Origin of the sequence: Pseudomonas sp. K8, assembly GCF_014889455.1 — a bacterium.
GTDB classification, from domain to species: Bacteria; Pseudomonadota; Gammaproteobacteria; order Pseudomonadales; family Pseudomonadaceae; genus Aquipseudomonas; species Aquipseudomonas veronii.
Window position 1 is genome coordinate 189,620 of the sequence record NZ_VJWO01000003.1, and the last position, 25,620, is coordinate 215,239.

Genomic DNA, 25,620 nt, shown 5'->3' on the forward strand with positions numbered 1-25,620 from the left:
TCTCCGATTATTTTTTTATGGAAGTCAGGCGGCTTTTTGCAGCGCCGGTTCAGCGCGCACGTCCGTGCGTTCGCTGCGTGGATCGGTAGGGCCGTACACGGCAGCCGGTTCCGGGAACAGGCGCAGCAAGCTCAGGTACACCACCGAGGCCAGCCCCAATGTCACCGGCAGGCTGATATCGATGCCCTCGGCGAGGTTGCCCAATGGCCCGACAAACTGCCCCGGCAGGTTGACGAAGCACAGCCCCACCCACGCGCTCGGAATCCAGGCCCCCAGGCCGCGCCAGTTCCAGCCATGGCTGAACCAGTAGCGCCCGCCGCGTTCGCCGCGGGTAAATACCTGCAGGTCGTCCGGGCAGTAGAAGCCGCGACGCACGATCAGGCCGATGATCATCATCACCATCCACGGGGTGGTGCAGGTGATGATCAGCACCGCGAAGGTCGACACGCTCTGCACCAGGTTGGCGGCGAAACGTCCGATAAAGATGAAGGCGATAGACATCACCCCGATCAGCAGCGTGGCCTTGACCCGCGACAGCAGGCGCGGGAACACGCTGGACATGTCCAACCCCGTGCCATACAGCGACGTGGTGCCGGTGGACATGCCGCCGATCACCGCGATCAGGCACACCGGCAGGAAGAACCAGCTCGGCGCCACCGCCAGCAGGCCGCCGACGTAGTTGTTGGCCGCGATGTAGTCCGGTGCCCTGACCGCGACGATGGTCGCGGTGGCCAAGCCGAACAGGAACGGGATCAAGGTGGCGATCTGTGCCGCGACCACCGCCAGCATGATGCGAATTTTCGGCGTTTCACGCGGGATGTAGCGCGACCAGTCACCGAGGAACGCGCCGAAGGAGATCGGGTTGCTCATGGCCACTAGCGCCGCACCGATAAACGCGGCCCAGAAGCCGCTCTGGCCGAGGGCCACGCTGCCGGCGAAGTGGCTGTCGAAGGTCGGCGCGAACGCGAAGATCCCCAACAGAAACAGCAGGCTCGCCGCCCACACCGCGATGCGGTTGACCCACAGCATGAAGCGAAAGCCGTAGATACAGACCGTCAGCACCAGGATGGCAAACACGCCGTAGGCCAGGCCCAGGGTCAGGTCGGTTTCCGGCAGGCCGATCAGCCGCTTCGCACCGCCGACCAGCGCATCGCCCGAACTCCACACCGACAGTGAGAAGAAGGCAATCGCCGTCAGCAATGACAGAAACGAGCCGACGATCCGCCCGTGGACACCGAAGTGCGCCCCGGACGACACAGCATTGTTGGTGCCATTGATCGGCCCGAACAGGCCCATGGGCGCCAGGATCAGCGCACCCACCAGCACGCCCAGCACAATCGCCCAGACACCGGCCTGGAACGACAGGCCGAACAGCACCGGAAAGGCACCCAACACCGCTGTGGCAAAGGTATTGGCACCGCCGAAGATCAGGCGAAACAGATCCTTGGGCCCGGCGGTACGTTCATGGTCCGGGATCTGTTCGACCCCGTTGGTTTCTATCTTGCGAATACTGTTTTCGTTGTTTTTATTATTCATGATCAGCTCCGATCACATTGGCTAAGGGGGCGGCAGCCCTTCCGGCATAGCGGACAAATGTTCGTGACAGGCCAGCCACAGGCCTTGTTTTTGTTGTACGTCCAACCCTTGCCGTCTGAAGACAATGGTCTCGCGTTCCTGGCTATTGAATTGCTCCCCGTTCATGCGCAGCTCGGTGGCCACGTCATGCATAAAAATCGCCACATCACCCTGCAGGCTGACAACGGCGTTGCTCGAGACGCAGGACAGCACCTCGAACCCCTCGTCCCGGCGCCAGCTGTCCCACAATGCCTGGTAGGCATCGCGACTGAGCAGCGGCTGGGGCAGGGTGTAGAACACGAAGCTGGCATCGGCGCTGAACGCGCCGAAGTAAGCTTCGCGGTCGTTGCGTGCGAAGGCCGACACTAGGTCGGCCGCCGCTTTCAACACCTCATGGGTGCTCATCAGCGGTGCGCCACGCCGGGCAGTACGCAGAGCATTTCGTACAGCAGGTTGGCGCCCAGCAACGAGGTGTTGCCGGTGGTGTCGTAAGGCGGCGAAACTTCTACCAGATCGCAACCAATCAGGTCGAGGCCCTGGCAGCCACGGATGATTTCGATCGCCTGGATAGTGGTCAGCCCGCCGATTTCCGGAGTGCCGGTGCCGGGCGCCCAGGCCGGGTCGATGCCGTCGATGTCAAAGCTCAGGTACACCGGGCCGCCACCGACTTTTTCGCGCACTTCGGCCATCAACGGCGCGAGGGAGTGGTGCCAGCATTCTTCGGCCTGCACCACGCGAAAGCCTTGCTTGCGGCTCCAGTTGAAGTCTTCGGCGGTGTAGCCCTGGGCGCGCAGGCCGATCTGTACCACGCGGTCGCAATCGAGCAGGCCTTCTTCCACCGCACGGCGGAAGGTGGTGCCGTGGGCGATCTTCTCGCCGAACATGTGGTCGTTGACGTCGGCATGGGCATCGATGTGGACCAGCCCGACCTTGCCGTGCTTTTTGTGGATCGCCCGCAGGATCGGCAGGGTGATGGTGTGGTCGCCGCCCAGGGTCATGGGGATGACGTTGTGTTCGAGGATCTCGTCGTAGGCTTCTTCAATGATCCGCACGGCGTCGAGCAGGTTGAAGGTGTTGATCGCCACGTCGCCGATATCGGCCACCGACAGCGAATCGAACGGCGCGGCACCGGTGGCCATGTTGTACGGGCGGATCATCACCGATTCGGCGCGGATTTCCCGGGGCCCGAAGCGGGTGCCGGCGCGCAGCGAGGTGCCGATGTCCAGCGGCACGCCGATAAAGGCCGCATCCAGGCCCTTGGCCGATTGCAAATGGGGAAGACGCATCATGGTGGCGATGCCGGCGAAGCGCGGCATTTCGTTGCCGCCCAGTGGTTGGTGGAAAATCTTGTCCACGGGATTGCCTCATCGTGTTGTGTTTATTAGCGGCCGATTCTGCGAAAAGCCCGGGGTGGGAAGAATCGGCAGAGGCAAATACTTAGTTCAGATTTTTCTAAACTAATGCCGGCAGGTAGACTACTGCGATCACCTCCCCGGAGCCGACCATGGCCAACGCCTTGCCTGACCTGAAACTCCTGCGCATCTTCGTCAGCGTCGTGCGTCACCAGGGGTTCGCCAATGCGCAGCACGAGCTCAACCTGTCGACCTCGGCGATCAGCACCTATATGAGCCAGCTCGAATCGGCGTTGGGCCTGGTGCTGTGCCACCGTGGCCGGGGCGGGTTCAGCCTGACCAGCAAGGGTGAGTTGTTCCATCAGGAGACTCTGCGGCTACTGGGCGAACTGGAAGGTTTCGAGCAATACGCCGCCGCGCTCAAAGGCGAGCTGCGCGGCACGCTCAAGCTCGGCGTGCTCGACTCCACCGTCAGCGACAAGGCCCTGCCGTTCGCCGAGGTGATCGGCGCCTACAGCCTGGAACACCCGGCGGTGCACCTGCATTTGTCGGTGCTGAGCCCTTACGAACTGCAACTGGGCGTGCAGGACAACCGCCTGGACCTGGCCATCGGCGCGTTCTCCAACCGCATGAGCGGGCTGATCTACATGCCGCTGTACCGTGAACAACACTGGTTGTATTGCAGCACCCGGCACCCGCTGTTCAATGAGCGGCGCATCCCCGAACAGGTGATCACCCAGCAGCGCATGGTCGGGCGCGGCTACTGGAGCCAGGCGGAGCTGGCGCGCCACGGCTTCAAGCACAGCGCCGCCACCGTGGAAAGTATGGAGGCGCAACTGATCCTGGTGCTGTCCGGCGCCTACATCGGCTACCTGCCCGAACACTACGCCCAGGCCTGGGCCGACAAGGGCGACCTGCGCGTGCTGCTGCCGGCGACCTTCGGCTACCAGGCGCCGTTCTCGATGATCATGCGCCGTGGCCGTAGCCGCGAGCCGCTGATCCAGACGTTTCGCGACTTGCTCAAAACCCAGCTCAACCAGGCCTGAAAAACCATGTCCAGACCCCAGTGTTCCCGTTGCCTGCGGCCCGCCGCCCATTGCCTGTGCGCGCTGATCCCCAGCCTCGACAGCCGCACCCGCGTGTTGCTGCTGCAGCACCCGAGCGAGGTCAACCATGCGCTCAATACCGCGCGGTTGGCGGCGTTGGGTTTGAACAATGCGCAGTTGGTGGTGGGCGAGGTATTCGACGATCTGCCGAGCTTGCTGAACCCGCCCGGCTATCAGGCGCGCCTCTTGTTTCCGGCAGACGATGCCCAGCCGCTGCAGGCTTATGGGCCGAGCGACGGGCCGTTGTTGCTGGTGGTCCCCGACGGCACCTGGCGCAAGGCGCGCAAGCTGTTGCACCTCAACCCGCTGCTGGCGGCGCTGCCCAGGGTGACGCTGGCCGCGGGCGCCGTCTCGCGCTACCGGCTGCGCAAGGCGCCGGGCCCCGGCGCCTTGTCGACGGTGGAGGCGATTGTGCAGGCGTTGCAGGTGCTGGAGGCGCCCACTTCTTTCGAGCCGTTACTCAAACCCTTCGATGCGTTGATCGAGGGCCAGATTGCGGCGATGGGACCGGCGGTTTTCGACAAGAACCACGGCTGATCCATGGCGCTACATAGCTACCTGAGACGCTGACGGCGAGGCGATAGGCTGAGCTTTTCAGGAGCAGAGCCATGAGCGAGCCGATTACCCCCACACCGCAGGACACGCTGAGCGCTTTTATCGCGCAGCAGCGCGCACCCTTGATGGCCGGCCTGGAGTGGTCAGTCCTGCAAGCCCTGGATGGCTTGAGAGCTGAGTTCGACGGCCTTCTCGGCGGGCTCGATCTTGCCGAAAAACGTGAGTACGTGCGCCTGCAAAGGGCCTGGATTGATGCGCAGCACACCATGGAGCAGGGCATCCGCCAACTCACCGAAGCGTTCGAGCTACATGCCCTGGAGTCGTTGCGCAGCGCGTTGATAACCCTGACCGGCCAGTACATCGACCCCAAGGTAGCGAAGATCAATACCCGCTACCTCAAGCACTCCGGTCGCGTCCGGCGCGAATTGAAAGGCGATGAGATCAAGATCTCTAGCGTGACCTTATGGGACGCCGCCTGTATGAACTATGACGGCCTGACCGGCTGGAGCTACCCCGGCCGCACCGGCCTGGCCGATGCCAGTTACCTCGACAGGAACATCAACGCGACCGCCGGCCAATTCATTGCGCTGGTGCGCCGGCTCGATCTCGGCGGGCAACTGCGTCGCCGTCTCGACCAGGCGCTGCAGGCCAACGCCTCGCTGGGCAGCAGCATCATGCGGTTGGCGAATGCCGAGTTTGAGTTCGCCCTCATCGAGGCCTTGAGAAACACCGAAGCCAGCCGCGTCGACCGGGACAAATATCAGCAGGTGAAACGTGCGCTGGCGGGAGAAGCGCGCTGGGAGCGCGTAGAGGAAATGCTGCTTTTCGTGCCCCATGGGACGGACAACATCAGTTGGTTGCCCCAATCGATCGGCTTGGTCGGGCATTACGCCGGCCAGCCTCCCGGCGACAGCTTGAGCATTCCCCACATCGTTTTTTCCGTCAGCGGTTGCAAGGGGGCTTTCAGTTTTATCCCGAATCGCCCCGGCGGGTCCCTGCGTCATCATGCCAGCCATCGGCAAGCCTGCGAGGTGTTTCATGCGGAGTTTCATGCGGCCTACCGCGCGGGGCGGGTCGATTGGCTGTATCAGATCATGTGGCTGCGTGACTGTGCGCGACTCAAGCAAATCGGTAAAACCGCGCAGCCGCGTCGCGACCTTGAGGGGTTGGAAAAACTGGTCGACTGGCTGGCCCGTGTCATTCCGAGCGTCAATATCGTCGATAAAGTCGGCTATGTGCGCAACGTCGTGCAAAAGTCCCCGGCGCTGAGCCTGAACGATTTCTATCGCGAGCGCAGTCGCGCCAATCTGCAGGAATTGGCGCACCAGACGCCCGGTTTCATGCCCACCATGATCGAGCTGTTCCAGACCCTGATCGGTGAAATCCTTGATGTGCTGCTGATCCCGGTGCCGGGGGCGTTAAAAGGGTTGGGGCGGGTGAGGGCGTTTGCGATGTTCATAGCGATGGAGCAAGCGTTGGTCGAAGGGGGGCGGCAGGCGCTGCTCGGCGAGCCTGCCGAATTGCTCCAGGGGTTTGCCGACCTTGCCGATTTACTGATCAGTGGTCGATTGCATACGCGTTTGGGGCGCAGCGTGTTGCGTCGCCATCAGCACTTGTATCAACGCTTGTCCCAGCGCTACAGCGCCGTGCCTGAACACCGGCATCTGTCGAGCCCGCAGGTGCTCGAAAGAATGCTCGGCAGCCAGGACGTATTGCCACGGCAAATCGAGATTTTGCTCGAAACGAGCGCGACCTCGGCACAGACCTTGAACCAGGTATGGGAGGGCGCGCCGGCGTCGGCGTCTTTGGTCGACGCCGTGCATCGGTTGCGCGCCGACCGGCTGATCGATTGGCTGGCCGCAGGCGCCGACCCCAGCCGCCCCGCACCCGTCGACGCGCTGGACGTCATGGCGCCGCTGCTCACTCAGTTGGAGGGTTGGCCGGCGGGAATGTCGTTGAGCATTGAAGACCATCAGGGCCTGGAGGTGCGTCGCTACAATAAGGAGGCAACGCGTGCGACAACGGCAGTGGTTACGCTGACCGCGCTGGAAAATCATGAGTTCGCCTATGCCACGCCGCGCCGCTTCACCGCCCATGTGGCACAGGCCATTGTGGCGTTGGTGCCGACGCTTGTTTCGGGTGACGCGCAGTTGCTTCGCCAGCAATTGGCGACTAAAGCCAAGGCCTTGGGGATCGACCTGTTTGACGCGCTCACGCGGTTTGCCGACACCTGCCGTGCTGACGCGGTGGGCGCCAGTGCATCGGTACTCAAATTGTTGCCCGAGCGCGTCAGCCCCGACCAGCCCGTACCGGCGGTGATTACCCAACTACGGGCCTTGCACCCCGAACTGAGCATGGCGCGGTTGCTGGAGGTGTTGCGCGAACACCCGTTATCGGAGCATCAGCAAACCCAGCTGCTGCAGTCGCAACTGCAACCCGAGGCGCTTTACGACGCATTGCGCGCCGCACGCCTGGTGACGCGCCGCGAAGCCATCGTCGATGGGCTTTTTCATCCGCGCCGATTTGACCGGCAAACCCAGGATTGGGCCGCGCATTTCGCCCACAGCGTACTGCGCGACGGCAGCGCCCAGGCGTTGCTCGTCAGCCCGGCCACGCAAGCGCTGCCCTATGTTTCGCAGGGGGCGCAGGACCGCAGCGTGGTGGTCATTGATCAGGGCCAAGGGCGATTTTCGCCGTATTACCACCGTGAGTCGCGCACCGGCGCCATGCTGAGTGGTGCCAACGGTTTCTATCTGGCGGTCATGCGCCAGCTGTCCGACGATGACCGGCGTCTACTCGGCTTGAGCGCGGAGCACAGCGTTGCCGACTTTCGGCGTCAGGTCGCTCGCGCCCTGTTGCGCCATCGTGCGCCGGATGGCGCGTTTTATCCCGACCGGCGCGAGATCGCGCACTACGTCAGTCACGTCGATACCGCCCGTATCGCCGCAGAGCCCGATGCCCTTGGCCTTTACCACCTGGGGGCGGAGCGCTACCTGTGGCTGGACGATGCTTATTTCAAGGTGGCGGAGCAGCCATGGCGCCTATTGCACCCGTCCCTGAACGATGCGTATGCCCCGCTGTTGAGCCACAACGGTGCCGGCGCCTGGCGGCACGAATGGGAAAACCCGCTGACGTGGGACGGCGCCAAGGCGTTCCAGCGCCTGGGGCCGTTTACCCGCGCAGTGCCGGCGGATGCCATCGAGCAGATTCAGCAGATCAGCGGGGTGACAGCGGACGTCCTGCGCCGGATACATCTGCGCAATGAGCGCGCGCCGGCAATCGTGGTGGAGACCGTCGAGCGCTTCATGCGGCATCAACGGATCAACACCGGCGTGGATACGGGGCGGGATTTTTTCGACAGGCTGCTCGGCGAGGTCGGTGCCGACAGCACCGAAACGTTGGTGGGGCCGGCGGCGGCCACCCGCGCCGAGCAAGTCGCGGTGCTCGAGGCCGAGGTCGCGCGCAACCGGCCCCACATGGAGCGCCTGTTTTTCAAGGCGCTGGGCCAAAAACAGCAGCCATCGGGCGATCCATTGGCGCAGGTGCTGCAGCGCGATTTTCCCAGTTTGACGGCGGCACTCGCCGAAGAACTGGTGCGCGACGTCACCGCGCAGGAGCGCCTCAGCCTGCAGGCCGGCCGCATCCCCTTGAGCCTGATGTCGGCCGCGCGTTGGCGGGTGAGCGTCGCGCGCAAGATCAGGGCGCTGGAGGGATTGTATCTGCCGGCTGCAGCGAGTGAAGACACCTCGAGACTGATCCTGCATACATTGCCGGACATCGACGGATGGCCGAACCACCTGCGGGTCGAGGTGTGGGAGCGCGGTCGCCTGATCGATAGCATCGGCCCGGTCGACGGCGCGCTCAGACGGATACTGGAAGCGGTCGACGTGGATTATCAGGCCTACATTCTTCAAGCGAACGGTGAACGGCAACCGACCGGGCGTCCCGGGGCGTTCCTGGCGGTGCTGTTGGACGCATTACCGTCGACTGAACGTGAAGCGCTGCACTACACCCACGATGCGCTGCGCCGGGAGATCGAACAGCGTTCGCAACGCGCCCTCAGCCTGTTCGACCCACAGCGACGCCCCTGGTACGTCCCGCCACGGCGCCTGGCGGATGGGCGCATGGGTTACCCGTTGAGCGGCGGCGATCATTGGGGGCCGGTGGACCGTGAACACGTCGCCAAGCTGCGGCAGCTGTTTCCGGCGAAAACCGATGAGCAGGCCTTCGCGCTGCTCCAGGGCCTGAGTGATTCCGTCCGAGAGCGGGAAAGCGCGATCAACTTCATGTTCAGAGAGCGCGCCGTCTTGAATGCCAACCTTGAACGATGGTGCCGACAGGGTAAGCCCGAGGACTTGCCCGCACAACGTGAGGCGGCTGCGCGCATTCAGCGCTGCTGGGCTAAAGAAGACTCCGTTCGCGGGGTACCGTATGAACTCATCCTGGATGACTTGGCATTAAATGATTTGCCGCCGCTGGGCGCCTATTTCGGTCATGTAAAACTGTTGAGCCTGAAAAACAATCGGCTGGAAACCATTCCAACCAGTTTTTTCAGGTGTTTTCCGCAGCTTCGCTGGGTGTTTTTCAACGGTAATCATCTGCAGCGCCTTCCCGTCGGGTTGGCACAGCTGGGCTATTTATCGCTGCTCAACCTCTCGAATAATCGGCTCAAGCTTCAACTGGGGGACGTACTACTGCTCGCTGAAATGACCAGCCTGGTGAAACTGGATTTATCGGCAAACCCACTGAGACTGGGGCAGCGCTTGAAGCTGCATGGGTTGACGAAGTTGCGCGTGCTTAACCTGCGCAATACGCAAATTGAAAGCCTGCCCCTTGGCGCCGCCATCTTGCGATCACTGGAGGTCTTTGATTTGCGTGACAATCGAATATCGATCTTGACCAGCCTCGATTTGTTCATTTACCCGAATGTTCATCGAGCGATGAATTTGCAAGGCAACCCGCTTTCACAGGGCTCCCTGCAAATGATGCGCCGCTACCGTGAGTGGCCGGGGCAGGCGGATATCGATTTTGGCCTGGGCGCCCAGCCCGCAGCGGCATCCACACGCCCCGACACATGGTTGGCGGTGCTGCCTTTCGCTGAGGTTCCCCACTACCAGGCACTTTGGGCGCAACTGCAGCAGCGCCCGATGTCTGATCGTTTTTTTGAGTTGCTGGCATGTATCGCGGCCTATCCGTCGCTCATCGCCACCGGCTTTCGGGCGCTGCGAGAAGACCTGACGCGCCGCGTGTGGCAGTTGATCGAGAGTGCAACCCATAACGAGCAACTGGCCGTGATCCTGTTTCAGCACCGCTTCGAGCTCAATCGCGGGGTGGATGGCTGGCTGTTATCACTCAATGCGCTGGAGCTTGAGTTCCTGCCGATCGAACTGCTCGCCCGCGACACGGACGGTGATGCGGCGCCACTCTTGAATTACTTTCGAGCCCTGAAACGGTTGCAGGCCATCGATGAGATGGTGTTGCGTTTCGACCGCCATCAAACGTGGGATGTGGTGAGCAGCATGATCCTTGCCAGCCGCATTGCGTTGGCACACAGCCTGGATTTACCCCTTGGATTCGAAGAGCGTTTGGCCAGGACACTGGGTGGCCCCAATCCGAACTCAATCACCAGGATGCACGGAATGATCGTGGCCGCCGAAGCTCAGTTCGACTGGCCGGCTTTATTGGTGCAAGCAGAATACTGGCGGCAGTTTCTGGCGCGTAAATACCGATCGCGGTTCGACGCGTGCCTTGGGCAATACGATCGAGAAATGGAGCGTGCGCAGGCGCAAGTCGAAAGCGCGGAGATGAGCGAAGGCGCGTACCTGCTGCTGGTGCGTAAGGTGCAAGCCTTGAGGGCGCACGACGAGGAGCAATTGATTGAGCAACTGACGCGCGAGGAGTGGACCCGCTTCGTGACCGGCTGATTGCGTGCTTATGCCTTTAAGCCATAAGCACCGCACTTTGCGTGATATGGCGCGCCAGGCTTTCCCGGTATGATGTTCGCCCCGCAGTCTGGATTGCGAATACGCCATGACCTTGCAGTACCCTACAATCGCCGATTGCGTCGGCAACACGCCCCTGGTCCGCTTGCAACGCATGGCGGGTGAAACCAGCAATACCCTGTTGCTCAAGCTCGAAGGGAACAACCCGGCCGGTTCCGTCAAGGACCGTCCGGCGCTGTCGATGATCACGCGCGCCGAGCTGCGCGGGCAGATCAAGCCGGGCGACACCCTGATCGAAGCCACCTCCGGTAACACCGGGATCGCCCTGGCCATGGCCGCGGCGATCAAGGGTTACAAGATGGTGCTGATCATGCCCGACAATGGCAGCGCCGAGCGTAAGGCAGCGATGACCGCCTACGGTGCCGAATTGGTCCTGGTCAGCCAGGAAGAAGGCATGGAAGGCGCCCGCGACCTCGCCGAGCGCATGGCCGCCGAAGGCCGTGGTCAGGTGCTGGACCAGTTCGCCAACGGCGACAATCCCGAGGCGCACTACACCACCACCGGCCCGGAAATCTGGCGCCAGACCCAGGGCACGATTACTCATTTCGTCAGCTCCATGGGCACCACCGGCACCATCATGGGCAACTCGCGCTACCTCAAGGAGCAGAACCCGGCGATCCAGATCGTCGGCCTGCAACCGATGGAAGGCGCGTCGATCCCCGGGATTCGCCGCTGGCCCGAAGAGTATTTGCCGAAGATCTACAACGCCACGCGCGTGGATCGCATCATCGACATGGCCCAGCGTGAAGCCGAAGACACCACGCGCCGCCTGGCCCGTGAAGAAGGCATCTTCTGCGGTGTGTCCTCCGGCGGCGCCGTGGCCGGCATGTTGCGATTGTCCAAGGAAGTGGAAAACGCGGTGATCGTCGCGATCATCTGTGACCGTGGCGACCGTTACTTGTCGACCGGCATTTTCGACGAACCCAACTGATGGCCAAGCACGAGAGAGGCCTGCGCTTCCAGCCGACGGGCGGCAGCCGTACCCCACAGATTCCGGTGGGCAAGAAGCAACGCCTGACCATCGAGCGCCTGGCCAATGACGGCCGTGGCATCGTGTTCTTTGAAGGCCGCACCTGGTTCGTCAACGGAGCGCTGGCCGGTGAAGAGGTCGAAGCGCGGGTATTGGGCGCCCACGGCAAAGTGGTCGAGGCGCGCACCGAGCGTGTGTTCAAGCCCAGCGAACTGCGGCGCCCGGCGCCATGCGCGCACTTCGGCCGTTGCGGCGGTTGCAGCGTGCAGCACCTGCCCCATGCTGAACAACTTGCCCTGAAACAGCGCATGCTCGCCGAGCAACTGTCGCGTGTGGCAGGGGTCGAACCGCAGGCGTGGGCGGCACCGTTGAGTGGCCCGGAGCTGAGCTATCGGCGTCGCGCCCGCGTGGCGGTGCGCTGGGACGCCAAGGCCAAGACCCTGGAAGTGGGCTTTCGCGCCGTGGCCAGCCAGGACATCGTCGCCATCGACGATTGCCCGGTGCTGGTACAGGCCTTGCAACCGATCATGCAGCGTTTGCCCAACATGCTGCGGCGCTTGAGCAAACCGCAGGCATTGGGGCATGTGGAGCTGTTCAGCGGTTCGTCCATCGCCGTATTGCTGCGCCATATGGCACCGTTGTCCGACGCCGATCTGCTGATCCTCAAAGAATTCTGCGCCTTCCATGAGGCCCAGTTGTGGCTGCATGGCGAGGGCCAGCCGGAGCCGGTCGAGCCTGACCAGGCCCTGGGTTATCGGTTGGAACCGTGGGATCTGGAGCTGGCGTATCGGCCCGGCGATTTTGTCCAGGTCAACGCCGGGGTCAACGCGGCGATGGTGGCCCAGGCCCTCGAATGGCTGGCGCCGCAAGCCGATGAGCGCGTGCTGGACCTGTTTTGCGGCCTGGGCAATTTCGCCCTGCCACTTGCGCGCCAGGTGCGCGAAGTGGTCGCGGTGGAAGGCGTGCAGGCCATGGTCGAGCGTGCGGCGCTGAATGCCGTCAGCAATAATTTGCATAATGTGCAGTTTTTTCAGGCTGATTTGTCCCAGTCGTTGACTGACGCGGAATGGGCCAAACAGGGCTTTTCTGCGGTACTCTTGGACCCACCTCGCGACGGTGCCCAGGAGGTTGTGCGCAAGCTCGCCAGCCTGGGGGCCAAGCGCCTGGTGTACGTGTCCTGCAATCCGGCGACGTTGGCGCGGGACACGGTTGAGTTGGTCAAGCAGGGTTACCGGCTAAAACGTGCCGGGATCCTCGACATGTTTCCGCAAACCGCGCATGTCGAGGCGATGGCGTTATTTGAGGCGGGCTAGGATGCCCGTTTAATCCGACTGGCCTGCATTCTCCTGGGCCGTGACCTGCCAGGGAGTGTGTGAGCTTTAGTGATAAAGCAGGTCAGCGATGATTTTTGGCGCATCGAAGGTGCGTCGTAGGGAAGGTAAGCAAGATGGTACAGGTGAGAGCACACCAGCCGATCAACACCGACGGCAGTATCAATCTCGAGGCATGGCTGGATCATGCCATCAGTGTCGACCCGGCACTGGACCGTGAAGCCTTGAAAGCAGCCTGCGAGTTCGCTCGTGAGTCTGAACAGCAAGACAATGCGGCCAAGAACCTGTGGGCCGAAGGCACTTCGAGCTTTCGCACCGGCTTGGAAATCGCTGAGATCCTCGCCGATCTCAAGCTCGACCAGGATTCGCTGATCGCTGCCGTGCTCTATCGCGGCGTGCGTGAAGGGCATATCCCGTTGGCCACCGTGGGCCAGCGCTTCGGCTCCGTGGTGGCCAAGCTGATCGACGGCGTGCTGCGCATGGCCGCCATCAGCGCCAGCCTCAGCCCGCGCCAGTCCATGGTGCTGGGCACCCAGGGCCAGGTGGAAAACCTGCGCAAGATGCTGGTGGCGATGGTCGACGACGTGCGCGTCGCCTTGATCAAGCTGGCCGAACGCACCTGCGCGATCCGAGCGGTGAAAACCGCCGACGACGAAAAGCGCAACCGCGTGGCCCGCGAAGTCTTCGACATCTACGCACCGCTGGCGCACCGCCTGGGCATCGGTCATATCAAATGGGAGCTGGAGGACTTGTCCTTCCGCTACCTCGAACCCGACCAATACAAACAGATCGCCACGCTGCTGCATGAGCGCCGGCTCGACCGCGAGCGTTTCATCACCGACGTGATGGGCCAGCTGCGCGCCGAGTTGCAGGCTACCGGCGTCGACGCCGACATCAGCGGCCGCGCCAAGCACATCTATTCGATCTGGCGCAAAATGCAGCGCAAGGGCCTGGCCTTCAGCCAGATCTACGACGTGCGCGCCGTGCGCGTGCTGGTGCCGGAAATGCGCGACTGCTACACCGCGCTCGGTATCGTCCACACCCTGTGGCGGCACATCCCCAAGGAGTTCGACGACTACATCGCCAACCCCAAGGAAAACGGCTATCGCTCGCTGCACACTGCGGTGATCGGCCCCGAGGGCAAGGTGTTGGAAGTGCAGATCCGCACCCACGCCATGCACGAAGAGGCGGAGCTGGGGGTGTGCGCGCACTGGCGCTACAAGGGCACCGACGTCAAGGCCGGGTCCAACCAGTACGAAGAGAAGATCTCCTGGCTGCGCCAAGTGCTGGAATGGCACGAAGAACTCGGCGACATCGGCGGCCTGGCCGAACAACTGCGGGTGGATATCGAGCCGGACCGGGTCTACATCTTCACCCCCGACGGCCACGCCATCGACCTGCCGAAGGGCGCCACGCCGCTGGACTTCGCCTACCGCGTACACACCGAAATCGGCCACAACTGCCGGGGCGCCAAGATCAACGGGCGCATCGTGCCGCTCAACTACAGCCTGCAGACCGGCGAGCAGGTCGAGATCATCACCAGCAAGCACGGTACGCCGAGCCGCGACTGGCTGAACCCGAACCTGGGCTACATCACCACCTCGCGGGCGCGGGCGAAGATCGTCCACTGGTTCAAGTTGCAGGCGCGCGACCAGAACGTCGCCGCCGGCAAAAGCCTGCTCGAACGCGAACTGGCGCGCCTGGGCCTGCCTCAGGTGGACTTCGACAAGCTGGCCGAAAAGGCCAACATGAAGATCGCCGAAGACATGTTCGCCGCCCTCGGTGCCGGCGACCTGCGCCTGGCGCAACTGGTCAACCTGGCCCAGCAACTGGTGGAGCCGGAGCGCGGCAACGAACAGCTGGAACTGATCCCGCGCAAAGCCACCGGCTACAAGCCCGGCAAGCGTGGCGATATCCAGATCCAGGGCGTCGGCAACCTGATGACGCAAATGGCCGGTTGCTGCCAGCCGCTGCCGGGCGACGCCATCGTCGGCTACATCACCCAGGGCCGTGGCGTGAGCATTCACCGCCAGGACTGCGCCTCGGTGCTGCAACTGGGCGGGCGCGAGCCGGAGCGGATCATCCAGGTCAGCTGGGGCCCGGTGCCGGTGCTCACCTATCCGGTGGACATCATCATCCGTGCCTACGACCGTTCCGGTCTGCTGCGCGACGTGTCGCAAGTGCTGCTCAACGAACGGATCAACGTGCTGGCCGTCAACACCCGCTCGAACAAGGAGGACAACACCGCGTTGATGTCCCTGACCATCGAGATTCCGGGGCTGGACGCGTTGGGGCGGTTGCTGGGGCGGATTTCCCAGTTGCCGAACATCATCGAGACGCGGCGCAACCGTACCCCATGAGCATCTGGATGAACACAGTCTGAAAGGTGGGAGGGGGCTTGCCCCCGAAAGCGGAGTGTCAGGTACCAGATTCTTGGTTGATCCACCGCAATCGGGGGCAAGCCCCCTCCCACAGTTGATCGGCGGTGTTCATACCTGATCGGGAATAGAAAGATGTATTCACTTGAAGACCTGCTGCACCTGATGAATCGCCTGCGCGACCCGCAATACGGGTGCCCGTGGGACATCAAGCAAACCTACGCGAGCATCGTCCCGCACACCCTGGAAGAGGCCTACGAAGTCGCCGACGCCATCGAGCGCGGCGACTTCGATCACCTGCAAGGTGAATTGGGCGACCTGTTGTTCCAAGTGGTGTATTACAGCCAGCTGGCACAGGAAGAAGGGCGCTTCGAGTTTGCCGGGGTGATCGACAGCATCACCCGCAAGCTGATTCGACGTCATCCCCATGTGTTCCCCACCGGCGATCTGTACGCGCCGCTGGATATCCCGCAGTTGAGCGAAGAGCAGGTCAAGACGCGTTGGGAGCAGATCAAGGCCGAGGAGCGCGCGGAAAAGTCCGACGCCCCCGAGCAACTGTCCCTGCTCGACGATGTGCCCACCGCCTTGCCGTCGCTGTCCCGTGCCGCCAAATTGCAGAAGCGCGCCAGCCAGGTCGGTTTCGACTGGCCCGCTGCGTTGCCGGTGGTGGATAACGTGCGCGAAGAGCTGGATGAAGTACTCGAAGCCATGGCCGATAACGATGCAGTGGCCATCGCCGATGAGGTCGGTGACCTGCTGTTTGCCGCGGTCAACCTGGCCCGTCACCTCAAGGTCGACCCGGAAACCGCCTTGCGCGGTGCCAATGCCAAATTCGAGCGACGTTTCCGATTTATCGAACAGGCATTGCGCGATACGCGTCAATCCATGGAAGATTGCACCCTCGAAGAGTTGGACGCCCTGTGGGGCGAAGCCAAACGCCAGGAAAAGAACGTGTCCAGCTGCGGTTGAGCAGTTGCCTAAGTGAGTAAGCCCATGAGCCTTTCCCTTCGCGACCAGTTGCTCAAAGCAGGTCTGGTCAACCAAAAGCAGGCCAAGCAGGTCGGCAAAGAGAAACAGAAACATCAACGTCTGGTCCACAAAGGCCAGGCCGAGGCCGATGACACCCAGGCACGCCTGGCCCAGGAAGCCATGGCCGAGAAGGTCAAGCGCGATCAGGAGCTGAACCGCCAGCAGCAGGAGAAAGCCGAGGCCAAGGCCCGCACGGCCCAGGTCAAGCAACTGATCGAGACCTCGCGCCTGCCCAAGCTGACCACCGAGGACTACTACAACTTCGTGGATGACAAGAAGGTCAAGCGCCTGTCGGTCAACACGCTGATGCGCAACAAGCTGAGCAACGGCTCCCTGGCGATCGTGCATCACGCCGGCGGTTACGAGGTGATCCCGCGCGAAGCGGCGCTGAAGATCCAGGAGCGCGCACCGGAGCGTATCGTCCAGCTCAATATCCTCACCGAAAGCCAGGTGCCGGATGAGGATGATCCTTACGCCGCCTACCAGATCCCGGATGATCTGATGTGGTAAGGCTGTAAAACAACAAACCCCGCTCAAAAGGCGGGGTTTGTTGTTTTGGCCGGCAGTGTCAGGCGGTTACCAATCCACGGCGTAACTCATGCTGAAGGTGCGACCCTCGGCATTCGGGTAGGGCGCGCGGGCGTTGGCCTGGGCAAACATGTTCTGGTAGTTGCGGTTACTGAGGTTGTAGACCGCACCTTCCAGGCGACCTACCGGCAGCCGGACTGAACCCAGCAGGTCGACCAGCGTGTAACCCTGGATATCGCGGCCGTTGTTGTCTTTGAACGCAGCGTCGTAGTTGGCCAGGCGCATGCCTTGCAAGCGCAGGCTATAGTCGCCGTGGTCATAGCCGACAAAAGCGGTCGTCTTGGCGGGGGAGATACGTGTCGCCGGCAAGTCGATCCATTGGCCGTTCTGGCGGGTTTCGCCTTTGGCATAAGCATAAGTACCGCCCACCGACCATTGGTCGGTGACGTTGTACGTCAGGCTGGTTTCGATACCGCGCACACGCTCTTTCTGGTTCACCAGGCGCAATACACGATCATTGGCATCGTAGAACTGAGTGACATCCGAGGTGTTTTCATACGCGGTGACGTTAGCCAGCCACTTGTCCCAATTACCCCGCCAGCCCAGCTCGTAGCTGTCGACCTTCAGGGCCTGGGCATTGAGTTTTTGAATGTCGTAGGTGCTGTTGACGTCACGCAGGAAGCGCTGGATGTCCGGCAGGGAAAAGCCCTGGCTGAAGTTGAAGAATACATCCTGGTTTTCGCTCAGGTGATACACAGCCCCGAGGTTGTAGAGGGTGTCATCGTATTTGAGCGTGCCGCCTGGCAGTGTCGCGCGCTTACCGGTCTGGACGATTTCGCCGTAAGCGATGCTGTCGGCAATGTCGCTTTCGATCCACTCGCGGCGTACGCCGCCACGCAAGGTCCAATCATCGATGTCGTAGGACAACTGGCCAAAGATGGCTTTGGTGGTGGTCTGGATGTCCGGTCCCATTTCGAATGTGGTACCGGTCTTGGTGTAGGTGAGGCCGTTGACCCGGTATTGGTCGCCACGCTGACGCGAGGTTTCATGATCGTAGTCGGCACCCCAGACCAGGTTGCCGGTCGCCGCGCCGATGTTCGGCATTTGCGTGTCGATGGCCGCTCGCAGGCCGTACACCTCTTGCACGCTGTTGTTGTCGGACACGCCTGCGCGGCCCCGGGACAGGTCGGGGAAGAACAACGCGTCGGCACGCCGCCAATAACTTTCGACCTGCAAGCCCTGGCCGTAGAAATCCTGATCGGCGTAGTTGAGGTTCACTGCCTGGTTGTGGGTGTACGGTTGATCGACCAGGTCCAGGCCTTTTACAGCGACTGCGGTATTGGTGATGCGGGGATTCTTGGTGTAACGGGTGTCTTGCTCGTCCTTGTAGTCTTGCAGCGACAGATTGATTTTCTTGTCGTCATCCAGCTTGTAGCCGAAGCGACCCTGCAGGTCGTAGGTGTCGGTGTCCATGTTGCTGCCCTGGGACGTGTCCTGGGGGATGCGCTTGCCGTTGCCGGCGAACAGGTCGTTGCGTTGCACGGTGTTGGCCGACAGATACCAATCCACTGGGCCGTTGCGGCCCGTGGCGCTTTGGAACGCTTCGTAGGAGAAACCTTTATGGCTGAAGTTGTTCCCGGTGGTCATGCCGATCTTGCTGCTCAACGCCAGGTCTTCACCTTTGTTGCGCTTCGTGATGATGTTGATGATGCCGCCTGACGCGCCCGCCCCGTAGACACTGCTGGCGCCGGAAATGACTTCGATACGCTCGATACTTTCCGGCGCGACGCTGTTGAGCTGGCGGAAGTTGTCGCGCGTGGCGTTCTGGGACACCCCATCGATCAGGATCAGGGTGTTGCGTCCGCGAAGTGTCTGGCCGAAGTTGCTCATGCCGCCGCTGGAGGGGGAGATGCCCGGTACCAGTTGCCCGAGGATGTCTGCGACCCGGCGGCCGGCACCCGCTTGCTGGCGGATCTGATCTTCGCTGATCACCTGCACCGAGCCTGGGATCGCCGCGATGCTGGTTTCACTGCGCGTGGCCGACACTACCGTTGCCTGTAGTTGCAGGTTGGTGGGCGCGGCTTGAGTCACTTCGATCTCATCGGCCCAGGCAGGCGCGCTAATCGACCCTAGAAGTGGCAGCAGAACTGCCAGTTGTGTTTTTTTCATGACCTTGCCTTTCAGTTATTAGAAGTATTGACAGAAAAACTGGATGTCTCAGGTGTTCGGGTGAACGAACGGATGGTGCGGATGCCCAGGGCGGCCAATGCATATGTGAGTGCAACCAGCCAGAAGCTGTGCGCCAGACCCACGACTCCCATGCCGATGCCGCCCATCAGCACACCACACAGCGCGCCGGCTTTGGCGGCGCTGTTGCCCAGGCCCAGGGCAAAGCCCTGCTGGCTGGGCACAACGGTGTTGGCGATCAACGTGTAGGCGACCGGCAGCAACGCACCCTGCCAAACGCCCCATAACAGCCGGCTGGCGAGGAATCCGAGCCATTCGCTGGCCAGCGCCGTAAATGCCAGCGTCAAGGCGCAGGACCACGTGACCCATTCGACGACGCGCAACGTGTGAGCCGGTTGATGCCGGTCGAACAGGCGCCCCCATAGCGGCGCGGACAGCGCCAGAGTCAGTGCGCTGGCGGCATAGCTGGCGCCGATCAGCCACGCGGGGGCGTGTAACACGTCGGCGACGTACAAGGCATAAAACGGCTGGGGCATCATCTTGGCTGCCTGGATCAAAACGATGATCCCCAGCATTGCACCGAGCCAGCCTTCGGGCAGGGCGCTTGGTTTTGCGTTGTGTGTTGGGCGTGATTGGGGCGTGTCGTTGGGCAAGAACAGGCTGATCACTGCGCACAACACGCACACTGCGGTGGCGCTGTAGCACAGCAGTGCGAACCCCGAGACATCCATCAACCACCCACCCAACACCGGTCCGGCCAGCGAGCCCACGGCAGTCGCCGATTGCAGTCGAGCCAGAATGTGCCCACGCCCGCCGTCGCCGCAGCAGGCCAGCGCATAGGCTTGCGCCGCTGCGATAAACCCGGCCAGCGCCCCTTGTGCAACCCTGATTGCCACCAGCAGCCAAGGGTCGAAGGTAACGGCGGCCAGGCCCTGGCATACCGCCAACGCCAGCAACGCCCGAATGATCATGGGCTTGTGCCCGGTGCGGTCACCCAGTCGCCCCCACATGGGCGTCAGGATCATTGCCGCCATCATCGGCCCGGCATACACCAGCGAGGACAGCAGGCCGGTGTACTGGGCATTGGCGACGCCGAGCAGCTTCTGGATTTGCAGCGGCCAGAAAGGGCCGCTCATCTCCATGGCGCCCATCGACACCAACTGAATCACCACCAGCAGCCGCAGTGCGCTGTTGTTAGCCTGCATTGGCGGCGGCGCTCAGTGGGTTAGGCAAACGCCCGACGATATCGGCATGGCTCTCCAGCAGACGCATGCGCATAAACGACTTGGCGGGCCAGTCCTGCTCCAGTAAGGCTTCGCGTTCGGTCTTCCAGCGTTGGGGGTCGACCTCGCTGCGCAAGTCGTCGAAGCACTGGCTGACCTGCGTCGACAGTTCATTCCAGAGCCGCGCTTGGGGGATGTCGAAGTGGCGTGCGCTGAGCAGCACCAGTTCGCCCAAGTGGCACATGAATACGGTGTGCAGCAGCTTGTCGCGCACGAAGCCGGCGTCGTCGTACAGGGTCATTTTAGGGTCGTGCAATTCGATATCCAGGCCATGGGCGTGCAAGGTCTTGCGGTCGATCCGGATATCACCGAAATCACGCAGTAGCAGGCGGCTCAGGCGCCCGTCCGCGGCCATGACCATGAAGGAGTTCTGCTGATGAGCCTCGAAGGCCACGCCATAACGCAGATACATGCCCAGCAGTGCCGGTACGGCAATCGAGGCGTAGTCCCGAAAGAAGGCGAGCAGGGCGTCCTCGTCGTCCTTGCCCTGGCTCAGTCGTACCCATTGGCGCAGCAGTGGCTGCCCGTGCTGGTCGACGGCGAACAGGCTGCCGACTGGCACGGCCATTTCGCCCGGCTGGAGCAGGCTCTGGGGGGCGTCGCGGTACAGGACGGCCAAGTGGCGGGAGTGTTCATCATTGGCCGGTTGCGGCTTGAAATGCACGCCGATCCGCTCGGGGATGATGCTGAGGATCTGCTGGATCGCCGGCTCACGTTCCAGGATCGCCAGCAGTAGGTGGCTGATCCGCGGGCCCATGCGCGCAGAACGCGGTGAAACAGTCCGCTGCACACTGGTCAGGCGCAATGAAACCGGAAGCTTCACCATCGGTGCGTCACATCGGCCTTCAGGTAGCACGGTCCTGAACGACATGGTCGGGTGGGCGGTAAACGCCACGATATCGGTCAGTACCAACAACCGGTCGCCAATTTCGTTGGCAAACAATTGCGGTAATTCTTGGCGCGCCTGCCAAGGGTGAGCCGGCAACGGCAGATAATCGCCGGCTTCAAGGCCCTGCGCGGTCAGTTGCGCGGTCAGTTGCCGAGCGGCTTGGGGGAAATGATGTTGCCACCATTGCCAGTAATCGGCGGTGCCAGCCAGCATTTCGACATGGGCGAACTGGCGATGCAACGCGCACAGGAAAACCGGAAAGCGGGCTTCGAATTCAGGCGAGAAATCGATGACCTGGTCGGTATTCAAACCCAGTTTGGTCTTGTAGTTGGGGTGCCAGGGATGGCCCAGCGTGCCCCATTGTTCAAGCGTGGAAGTCGGGTTGGTCACGCTGGGGTCATGCTTGAGGTGGCTCAACAGGTTGCTCTGGTGCGACGGGTCCATTGCCGCATGGAGCCTGAGTGTCCATTGCTCATGGAAGGCAAGGCACAGCGTATCGTTGACAAAGCTGTCGTCGATTTCTGTGTTGAGGCGGCCCAAGACTTCCGGGTCGGCAGGTGATTCGAGGCGGCGGTTGAGCAGCGTCAATAACTGCGACGGGAATTGAATATTCAGGTCAGGATGATCATCGCGCAGCAGCGTCACTCGGCCACGCAGGTCCCAGCTGGCCATGCGACCGGGGAGCAGGTGATCGAAACGCAGGCGGCTCTGGTCAGGCAGCACCAGCCAGCATTGACCTCGCTCGTCGTAGGTGCGGGTGCTGGGGTCCAGCAGGCCTTCACGAAACAGTGCTTGGATCAGGCGTTGGAAGCTACGCTCGGCAGCGGGTGCCAGGGTGTTGATCAGAGCGTCGAGAGTGATGTGGTTAGTTTGAAATGGCGGGGTAGCGAGTGCTTCGCCCCAGCGTTCAAGCAACGATTGTTCCGGGGTGCGACTTTGCCCGTGCATCTAGTGGAATTCCCTATACGTGGACCGGAATGAAAAGCGGCTGAATGGTATAGAGAATCATTACTAATTGTCTATTTGTTGTTACTTTTTTCTGAAAGGCTTATTCAGGAGGGGCGGGAGAAGGGGCTCGCGTGCGATTCGGCCTGGCCAAAGAGCGCTGTCAAAGAGTGGGGAGGTGTCTGGATCAGGCTACTTCAGCGGATTACCGCTGGCGTGCAGGCGGTGGGCCGACGCGGCGTGAACTGTATATTTTTCAATACACGCGTCGAAGTTCAGAAGAAAACGGTCGCGGTTGAAAGCGACAAACCCCGCTCGTTGGCGGGGTTTGTCGTGTGTAGATAGCCTCGTTGCGTGGGCTGGCGTCTACTTGATTTCAGCGTTTCAGGAGCTTTGTGCCTGGCGTTTCATCTCAAGGTGTTCGAGCTCGTTTTTATAATTATGAGCGTCGCTCTCGTTGTGAAACATGCCGACCAGCAGGTCCTGTTGGTGTACATCCCAGATGTGAATCCCATGGCCCAAGGCTTCGTGGGACATATGTTCATCGTCGCGTTCAGTCACTTTTACAGTCATTTGCTTGCTCCAGTCTCTGGTGGATCTGCGGCAAGTCGTCGCAGGCTTTTGTTATATGTTTTGTTAGCTTGCTAGGTAAACCGATCGTTTATGTAACAGTCCTTTGCATAACATGTAACAGTCGCGCAGGCCCCGTAAACCGCGACATTGCGTCGCAGGCGTCGGAGTTTTATGACAAAAGCTTCATGTTCTCGTCGGGCTCAGGCGTTGACTCCCCAACATCCAGACGAAAAAAAGCCCCGCGTGGTGCGAGGCTCTTCTTCGACTCATCCGCGCAATCAGCTACCTTTGACAGACTTACCGTCAACCGTACCGTCTTGCAGCATGATGTTGTATTCCTTGCCGTCGGTTTCCACCTGACGCAGGGCAACCAGGATGCCGCCCCAGTCCTTGGCAAACCACATCTGGGTGATGCGCTTGCTTTGGGTCGGGTCACGCACGCGCTCGACCTTGATCGCGTCGATGGAGCCGGCTTTGGTCTGGACCTTTTCCGGGCCGATCACGCGAAAGTCGTAGGTGTCGACGTCGGTGCCTTCAACCACGTTGTAGCTCATGCTCTTCTTGCCGGCCGCGACATCGCGCTGCAGCGCCAACTGGTAGGTCGACTTGTCGAGCATGCCGCTTTGCAGGGCAACGTTGACCGGGTCTTTGTTTTCAAAGCCGGTGACTTTCTTGGCGGTTTGGTCGAAGTCCAGGTTGACCCTTTTCGCCTTGCCCAGGCCGCCGCGTTCGAAGGTGTAGCTCTTCGGCTGCAGGGCGTCCTTGTCGAATTGGATCACGCTGGTTTCGGTGAGGCTGGCAATCATCATGGAAGCCTTGAAGTTCAAGGTCCAGGTGCCATCGCCATTGTGGGTCAGGCTACGCTCGGCCGAACCGCTCATGGGCAACTGTTTCCAGTCGGCGGTGTAGCTGGCGGAGAAAGGATGTAAATCTGCTGCTTGCACCGCAGGCAAGGCGAACAGCGCAAAAGCGAAGAGCAAGGCGCGACGCATAAAATCTCCTAGGTTCGAATCAAGTGGCCGCTGGCCGCGAGTAACTGACCGTCCAATAATGCACCCTGTTTACCAAGAATCAACCGCCCCTCGGCAAACCAGCGAACAGCCAGCGGGTAAATCCTGTGTTCCTGTGTATGAACCCGTTGCGCAAGCGTCTGCGCCGAGTCGTCAGACTCTACCGGAACCACTGCCTGTACGACCAGAGGCCCGCCGTCGAGTTCCTCGGTGACAAAATGCACGCTGCAGCCATGCTCGCTGTCGCCCGCGTCGAGGGCGCGCTGATGGGTGTGCATGCCTTTGTACTTGGGCAGCAGGGAAGGGTGGATATTCAACAGCCGCCCAGCGTAGTGCCGCACGAAATCAGCGCTGAGGATACGCATGAAGCCGGCCAGTACCACGAGTTTGGGGTTGAAGGCGTCGATCAGTTCGACCAGGGCGCTGTCGAAGGCCTCGCGACCTTCGAAAGCCTTGTGATCCAGGGTGCGCGTGGCAATGCCTGCCTCCCTGGCGCGTTGCAGGCCATAGGCGTCGCTGCGGTTGGAGATCACCGCAGCGATGCGCGCCGGGCTGTCGCCGGTGCGCGTGCTGTCGATCAGGGCCTGCAAGTTACTGCCGGTGCCGGAGAGCAGCACCACGACATCACAGGTTGCAGACATCAGTGCGCCTTAAGGTTCTTCAGTTCAACCTGAGCCGCGCCTTCGGCGGCAGCGGCGATCTGGCCGATGACCCAAGGCTGTTCGCCGGCTTCGCGCAGCACGTTCAACGCGCTTTCCACGTGCTCTTGCGCCACGCAGATCACCATGCCCACGCCGCAGTTCAGCACGCGGTGCATTTCGGTTTCGTTGACGTTGCCTTTCTCTTGCAGCCAGTCGAATACCGCAGGACGCTGCCAGCTGGCCACGTCGACAATCGCCTGGGCGCCTTTGGGCAGGACGCGCGGGATGTTGTCCAGCAGGCCGCCGCCGGTGATGTGGGCCATGGCTTTGACCGCGCCGGTGTCCTTGATCAGCTTGAGCAGTGGCTTGACGTAGATGCGTGTCGGCGCCATCAGCAGGTCGGTCAGGGGCTTGCCGTCGAGCTGGATGTTTTCGATGTCGGCACCGGACACTTCGATGATCTTGCGGATCAGCGAGTAGCCGTTGGAGTGCGGGCCGGACGACGGCAGGGCGAGCAGGGCGTCGCCGGCAGCCACTTTGGAGCCGTCGATGATCTCGGCTTTTTCGACCACGCCGACGCAGAAGCCGGCCAGGTCGTAGTCTTCGCCTTCGTACATGCCTGGCATTTCAGCGGTTTCGCCGCCGACCAGGGAGCAACCCGACAATTCGCAGCCGGCGCCGATGCCGGTGACCACTTGGGTCGCGGTTTCGACGTTGAGCTTGCCGGTGGCGTAGTAGTCCAGGAAGAACAACGGCTCGGCGCCGCACACCACCAGGTCGTTGACGCACATGGCGACCAGGTCGATGCCGATGCTGTCGTGTTTGTTCAGGTTCAGGGCCAGGCGCAGTTTGGTGCCCACGCCGTCGGTGCCGGAAACCAGCACGGGCTGTTTGTAGCCGGCCGGGATTTCACAGAGGGCGCCAAAACCGCCCAGGCCACCCATGACTTCGGGGCGCGCAGTGCGCTTGGCGACGCTCTTGATGCGTTCGACCAATGCTTCACCGGCGTCGATGTCTACACCGGCGTCCTTGTAGCTCAGGGAGGGTTGCTTGCTCATGATCCAGGCCTTTAGGGGGGATTCAGGGGTAACGACCGATTGGGCAAGGGCTCTTGTGAAAAGGCCCAGCCATTGACGGTCTGCGAAGGCGCGCGATTTTATCAGGCTTGAGGGTCAGCGGCCATCCTCGGGCCGACGGGCAGAGCCACATAGATAAAAAAGCCGGTTAAAAAAATGCTAATCGGGTCTGCCCAGCTCCGTATTAAGG

General features: G+C 61.8%; 18 protein-coding genes. 8 read left to right on the top strand and 10 right to left on the bottom strand.

The features are described from left to right. Positions 1 to 24: 24 nt before the first annotated feature. Genes INT12_RS03640 through speB form a run of 3 tightly spaced genes read right to left on the bottom strand, consistent with a single transcriptional unit; the run spans position 25 to position 2,930 of the window. Entirely contained in the window at positions 25 to 1,536 is a 1,512-nt protein-coding gene (locus INT12_RS03640) for a purine-cytosine permease family protein (protein WP_193039553.1), read from the bottom strand. A gap of 21 nt (positions 1,537 to 1,557) precedes the next feature. Further along, the gene (locus INT12_RS03645) at positions 1,558 to 1,980 is read right to left on the bottom strand and encodes a YybH family protein (protein WP_057003843.1); all 423 of its coding nucleotides are present in this window, start codon (positions 1,978 to 1,980) and stop codon (positions 1,558 to 1,560) included. Beyond that, a complete protein-coding gene (gene speB, locus INT12_RS03650) occupies positions 1,980 to 2,930 on the bottom strand; it encodes an agmatinase (RefSeq protein ID WP_017845302.1) in 951 nt (316 codons plus the stop codon). The genes INT12_RS03645 and speB overlap by 1 nt, the downstream gene beginning before the upstream one ends. Before the next feature lie 149 nt (positions 2,931 to 3,079). Between speB and INT12_RS03655 the strand changes: the two genes are divergently transcribed. The 8 genes from INT12_RS03655 (at position 3,080) to INT12_RS03690 (ending at position 16,808) form a co-directional block, all read left to right on the top strand. Beyond that, positions 3,080 to 3,973 carry a LysR family transcriptional regulator gene (locus tag INT12_RS03655; protein ID WP_017845303.1) on the top strand — a complete coding sequence of 298 codons (894 nt, stop codon included), beginning with the start codon at positions 3,080 to 3,082 and terminating at the stop codon, positions 3,971 to 3,973. Between the two features lie 6 nt (positions 3,974 to 3,979). Further along, positions 3,980 to 4,570: a tRNA-uridine aminocarboxypropyltransferase gene (locus INT12_RS03660; RefSeq protein WP_169886426.1), complete on the top strand. Its 591-nt coding sequence runs from the start codon at positions 3,980 to 3,982 to the stop codon at positions 4,568 to 4,570. A 71-nt stretch (positions 4,571 to 4,641) separates the two neighbouring features. After that, a complete protein-coding gene (locus INT12_RS03665; protein ID WP_193039552.1) occupies positions 4,642 to 10,512 on the top strand; it encodes an NEL-type E3 ubiquitin ligase domain-containing protein in 5,871 nt (1,956 codons plus the stop codon). A gap of 106 nt (positions 10,513 to 10,618) precedes the next feature. Then, on the top strand, positions 10,619 to 11,521 hold the full coding sequence (gene cysM, locus INT12_RS03670; protein ID WP_017845306.1) for a cysteine synthase CysM: 903 nt from the start codon (positions 10,619 to 10,621) through the stop codon (positions 11,519 to 11,521). Next, positions 11,521 to 12,873: a 23S rRNA (uracil(1939)-C(5))-methyltransferase RlmD gene (gene rlmD / locus INT12_RS03675; protein ID WP_193039551.1), complete on the top strand. Its 1,353-nt coding sequence runs from the start codon at positions 11,521 to 11,523 to the stop codon at positions 12,871 to 12,873. The genes cysM and rlmD overlap by 1 nt, the downstream gene beginning before the upstream one ends. A 134-nt stretch (positions 12,874 to 13,007) precedes the next feature. Beyond that, the gene (gene relA, locus INT12_RS03680; protein ID WP_017845308.1) at positions 13,008 to 15,251 is read left to right on the top strand and encodes a GTP diphosphokinase; all 2,244 of its coding nucleotides are present in this window, start codon (positions 13,008 to 13,010) and stop codon (positions 15,249 to 15,251) included. A gap of 153 nt (positions 15,252 to 15,404) precedes the next feature. After that, entirely contained in the window at positions 15,405 to 16,238 is an 834-nt protein-coding gene (mazG, locus tag INT12_RS03685; RefSeq protein ID WP_017845309.1) for a nucleoside triphosphate pyrophosphohydrolase, read from the top strand. A 24-nt stretch (positions 16,239 to 16,262) separates the two neighbouring features. Next, entirely contained in the window at positions 16,263 to 16,808 is a 546-nt protein-coding gene (locus INT12_RS03690; protein ID WP_017845310.1) for a DUF2058 domain-containing protein, read from the top strand. A gap of 66 nt (positions 16,809 to 16,874) precedes the next feature. On the opposite strand, the gene INT12_RS03695 is transcribed toward INT12_RS03690, so the two are convergent. The 7 genes from INT12_RS03695 to purM all read right to left on the bottom strand — a co-directional run bounded on the left by INT12_RS03695 (position 16,875) and on the right by purM (position 25,412). Further along, the gene (locus INT12_RS03695; RefSeq protein WP_141123261.1) at positions 16,875 to 18,995 is read right to left on the bottom strand and encodes a TonB-dependent receptor; all 2,121 of its coding nucleotides are present in this window, start codon (positions 18,993 to 18,995) and stop codon (positions 16,875 to 16,877) included. Positions 18,996 to 19,006: 11 nt separating this feature from the next. Continuing rightward, on the bottom strand, positions 19,007 to 20,218 hold the full coding sequence (locus INT12_RS03700) for an MFS transporter (protein ID WP_193039550.1): 1,212 nt from the start codon (positions 20,216 to 20,218) through the stop codon (positions 19,007 to 19,009). Further along, the gene (locus INT12_RS03705) at positions 20,208 to 22,133 is read right to left on the bottom strand and encodes an IucA/IucC family protein (RefSeq protein ID WP_017845313.1); all 1,926 of its coding nucleotides are present in this window, start codon (positions 22,131 to 22,133) and stop codon (positions 20,208 to 20,210) included. The genes INT12_RS03700 and INT12_RS03705 overlap by 11 nt, the downstream gene beginning before the upstream one ends. A 381-nt stretch (positions 22,134 to 22,514) precedes the next feature. Further along, positions 22,515 to 22,703 (bottom strand): hypothetical protein, encoded by a 189-nt coding sequence (locus INT12_RS03710; RefSeq protein ID WP_104902692.1) that lies wholly within the window; start codon positions 22,701 to 22,703, stop codon positions 22,515 to 22,517. A 278-nt stretch (positions 22,704 to 22,981) separates the two neighbouring features. Then, the gene (locus INT12_RS03715; protein ID WP_017845316.1) at positions 22,982 to 23,695 is read right to left on the bottom strand and encodes a DUF3108 domain-containing protein; all 714 of its coding nucleotides are present in this window, start codon (positions 23,693 to 23,695) and stop codon (positions 22,982 to 22,984) included. A gap of 8 nt (positions 23,696 to 23,703) precedes the next feature. Then, a complete protein-coding gene (purN, locus tag INT12_RS03720; RefSeq protein ID WP_017845317.1) occupies positions 23,704 to 24,354 on the bottom strand; it encodes a phosphoribosylglycinamide formyltransferase in 651 nt (216 codons plus the stop codon). Further along, the gene (gene purM / locus INT12_RS03725; protein WP_017845318.1) at positions 24,354 to 25,412 is read right to left on the bottom strand and encodes a phosphoribosylformylglycinamidine cyclo-ligase; all 1,059 of its coding nucleotides are present in this window, start codon (positions 25,410 to 25,412) and stop codon (positions 24,354 to 24,356) included. Before purM ends, purN begins: the two co-directional genes overlap by 1 nt. Positions 25,413 to 25,620 lie beyond the last annotated feature (208 nt).

Excerpts from the sequence above, each read along its gene's own strand:
- INT12_RS03640 (WP_193039553.1), bottom strand. The coding sequence starts at position 1,536 with ATGAATAATAAAAACAACGAAAACAGTATTCGCAAGATAGAAACCAAC.
- INT12_RS03645 (WP_057003843.1), bottom strand. The coding sequence starts at position 1,980 with ATGAGCACCCATGAGGTGTTGAAAGCGGCGGCCGACCTAGTGTCGGCC.
- INT12_RS03655 (WP_017845303.1), top strand. The coding sequence starts at position 3,080 with ATGGCCAACGCCTTGCCTGACCTGAAACTCCTGCGCATCTTCGTCAGC.
- INT12_RS03660 (WP_169886426.1), top strand. The coding sequence starts at position 3,980 with ATGTCCAGACCCCAGTGTTCCCGTTGCCTGCGGCCCGCCGCCCATTGC.
- INT12_RS03665 (WP_193039552.1), top strand. The coding sequence starts at position 4,642 with ATGAGCGAGCCGATTACCCCCACACCGCAGGACACGCTGAGCGCTTTT.
- cysM (WP_017845306.1), top strand. The coding sequence starts at position 10,619 with ATGACCTTGCAGTACCCTACAATCGCCGATTGCGTCGGCAACACGCCC.
- rlmD (WP_193039551.1), top strand. The coding sequence starts at position 11,521 with ATGGCCAAGCACGAGAGAGGCCTGCGCTTCCAGCCGACGGGCGGCAGC.
- relA (WP_017845308.1), top strand. The coding sequence starts at position 13,008 with ATGGTACAGGTGAGAGCACACCAGCCGATCAACACCGACGGCAGTATC.
- mazG (WP_017845309.1), top strand. The coding sequence starts at position 15,405 with ATGTATTCACTTGAAGACCTGCTGCACCTGATGAATCGCCTGCGCGAC.
- INT12_RS03690 (WP_017845310.1), top strand. The coding sequence starts at position 16,263 with ATGAGCCTTTCCCTTCGCGACCAGTTGCTCAAAGCAGGTCTGGTCAAC.
- INT12_RS03695 (WP_141123261.1), bottom strand. The coding sequence starts at position 18,995 with ATGAAAAAAACACAACTGGCAGTTCTGCTGCCACTTCTAGGGTCGATT.
- INT12_RS03700 (WP_193039550.1), bottom strand. The coding sequence starts at position 20,218 with ATGCAGGCTAACAACAGCGCACTGCGGCTGCTGGTGGTGATTCAGTTG.
- INT12_RS03705 (WP_017845313.1), bottom strand. The coding sequence starts at position 22,133 with ATGCACGGGCAAAGTCGCACCCCGGAACAATCGTTGCTTGAACGCTGG.
- INT12_RS03710 (WP_104902692.1), bottom strand. The coding sequence starts at position 22,703 with ATGACTGTAAAAGTGACTGAACGCGACGATGAACATATGTCCCACGAA.
- INT12_RS03715 (WP_017845316.1), bottom strand. The coding sequence starts at position 23,695 with ATGCGTCGCGCCTTGCTCTTCGCTTTTGCGCTGTTCGCCTTGCCTGCG.
- purN (WP_017845317.1), bottom strand. The coding sequence starts at position 24,354 with ATGTCTGCAACCTGTGATGTCGTGGTGCTGCTCTCCGGCACCGGCAGT.
- purM (WP_017845318.1), bottom strand. The coding sequence starts at position 25,412 with ATGAGCAAGCAACCCTCCCTGAGCTACAAGGACGCCGGTGTAGACATC.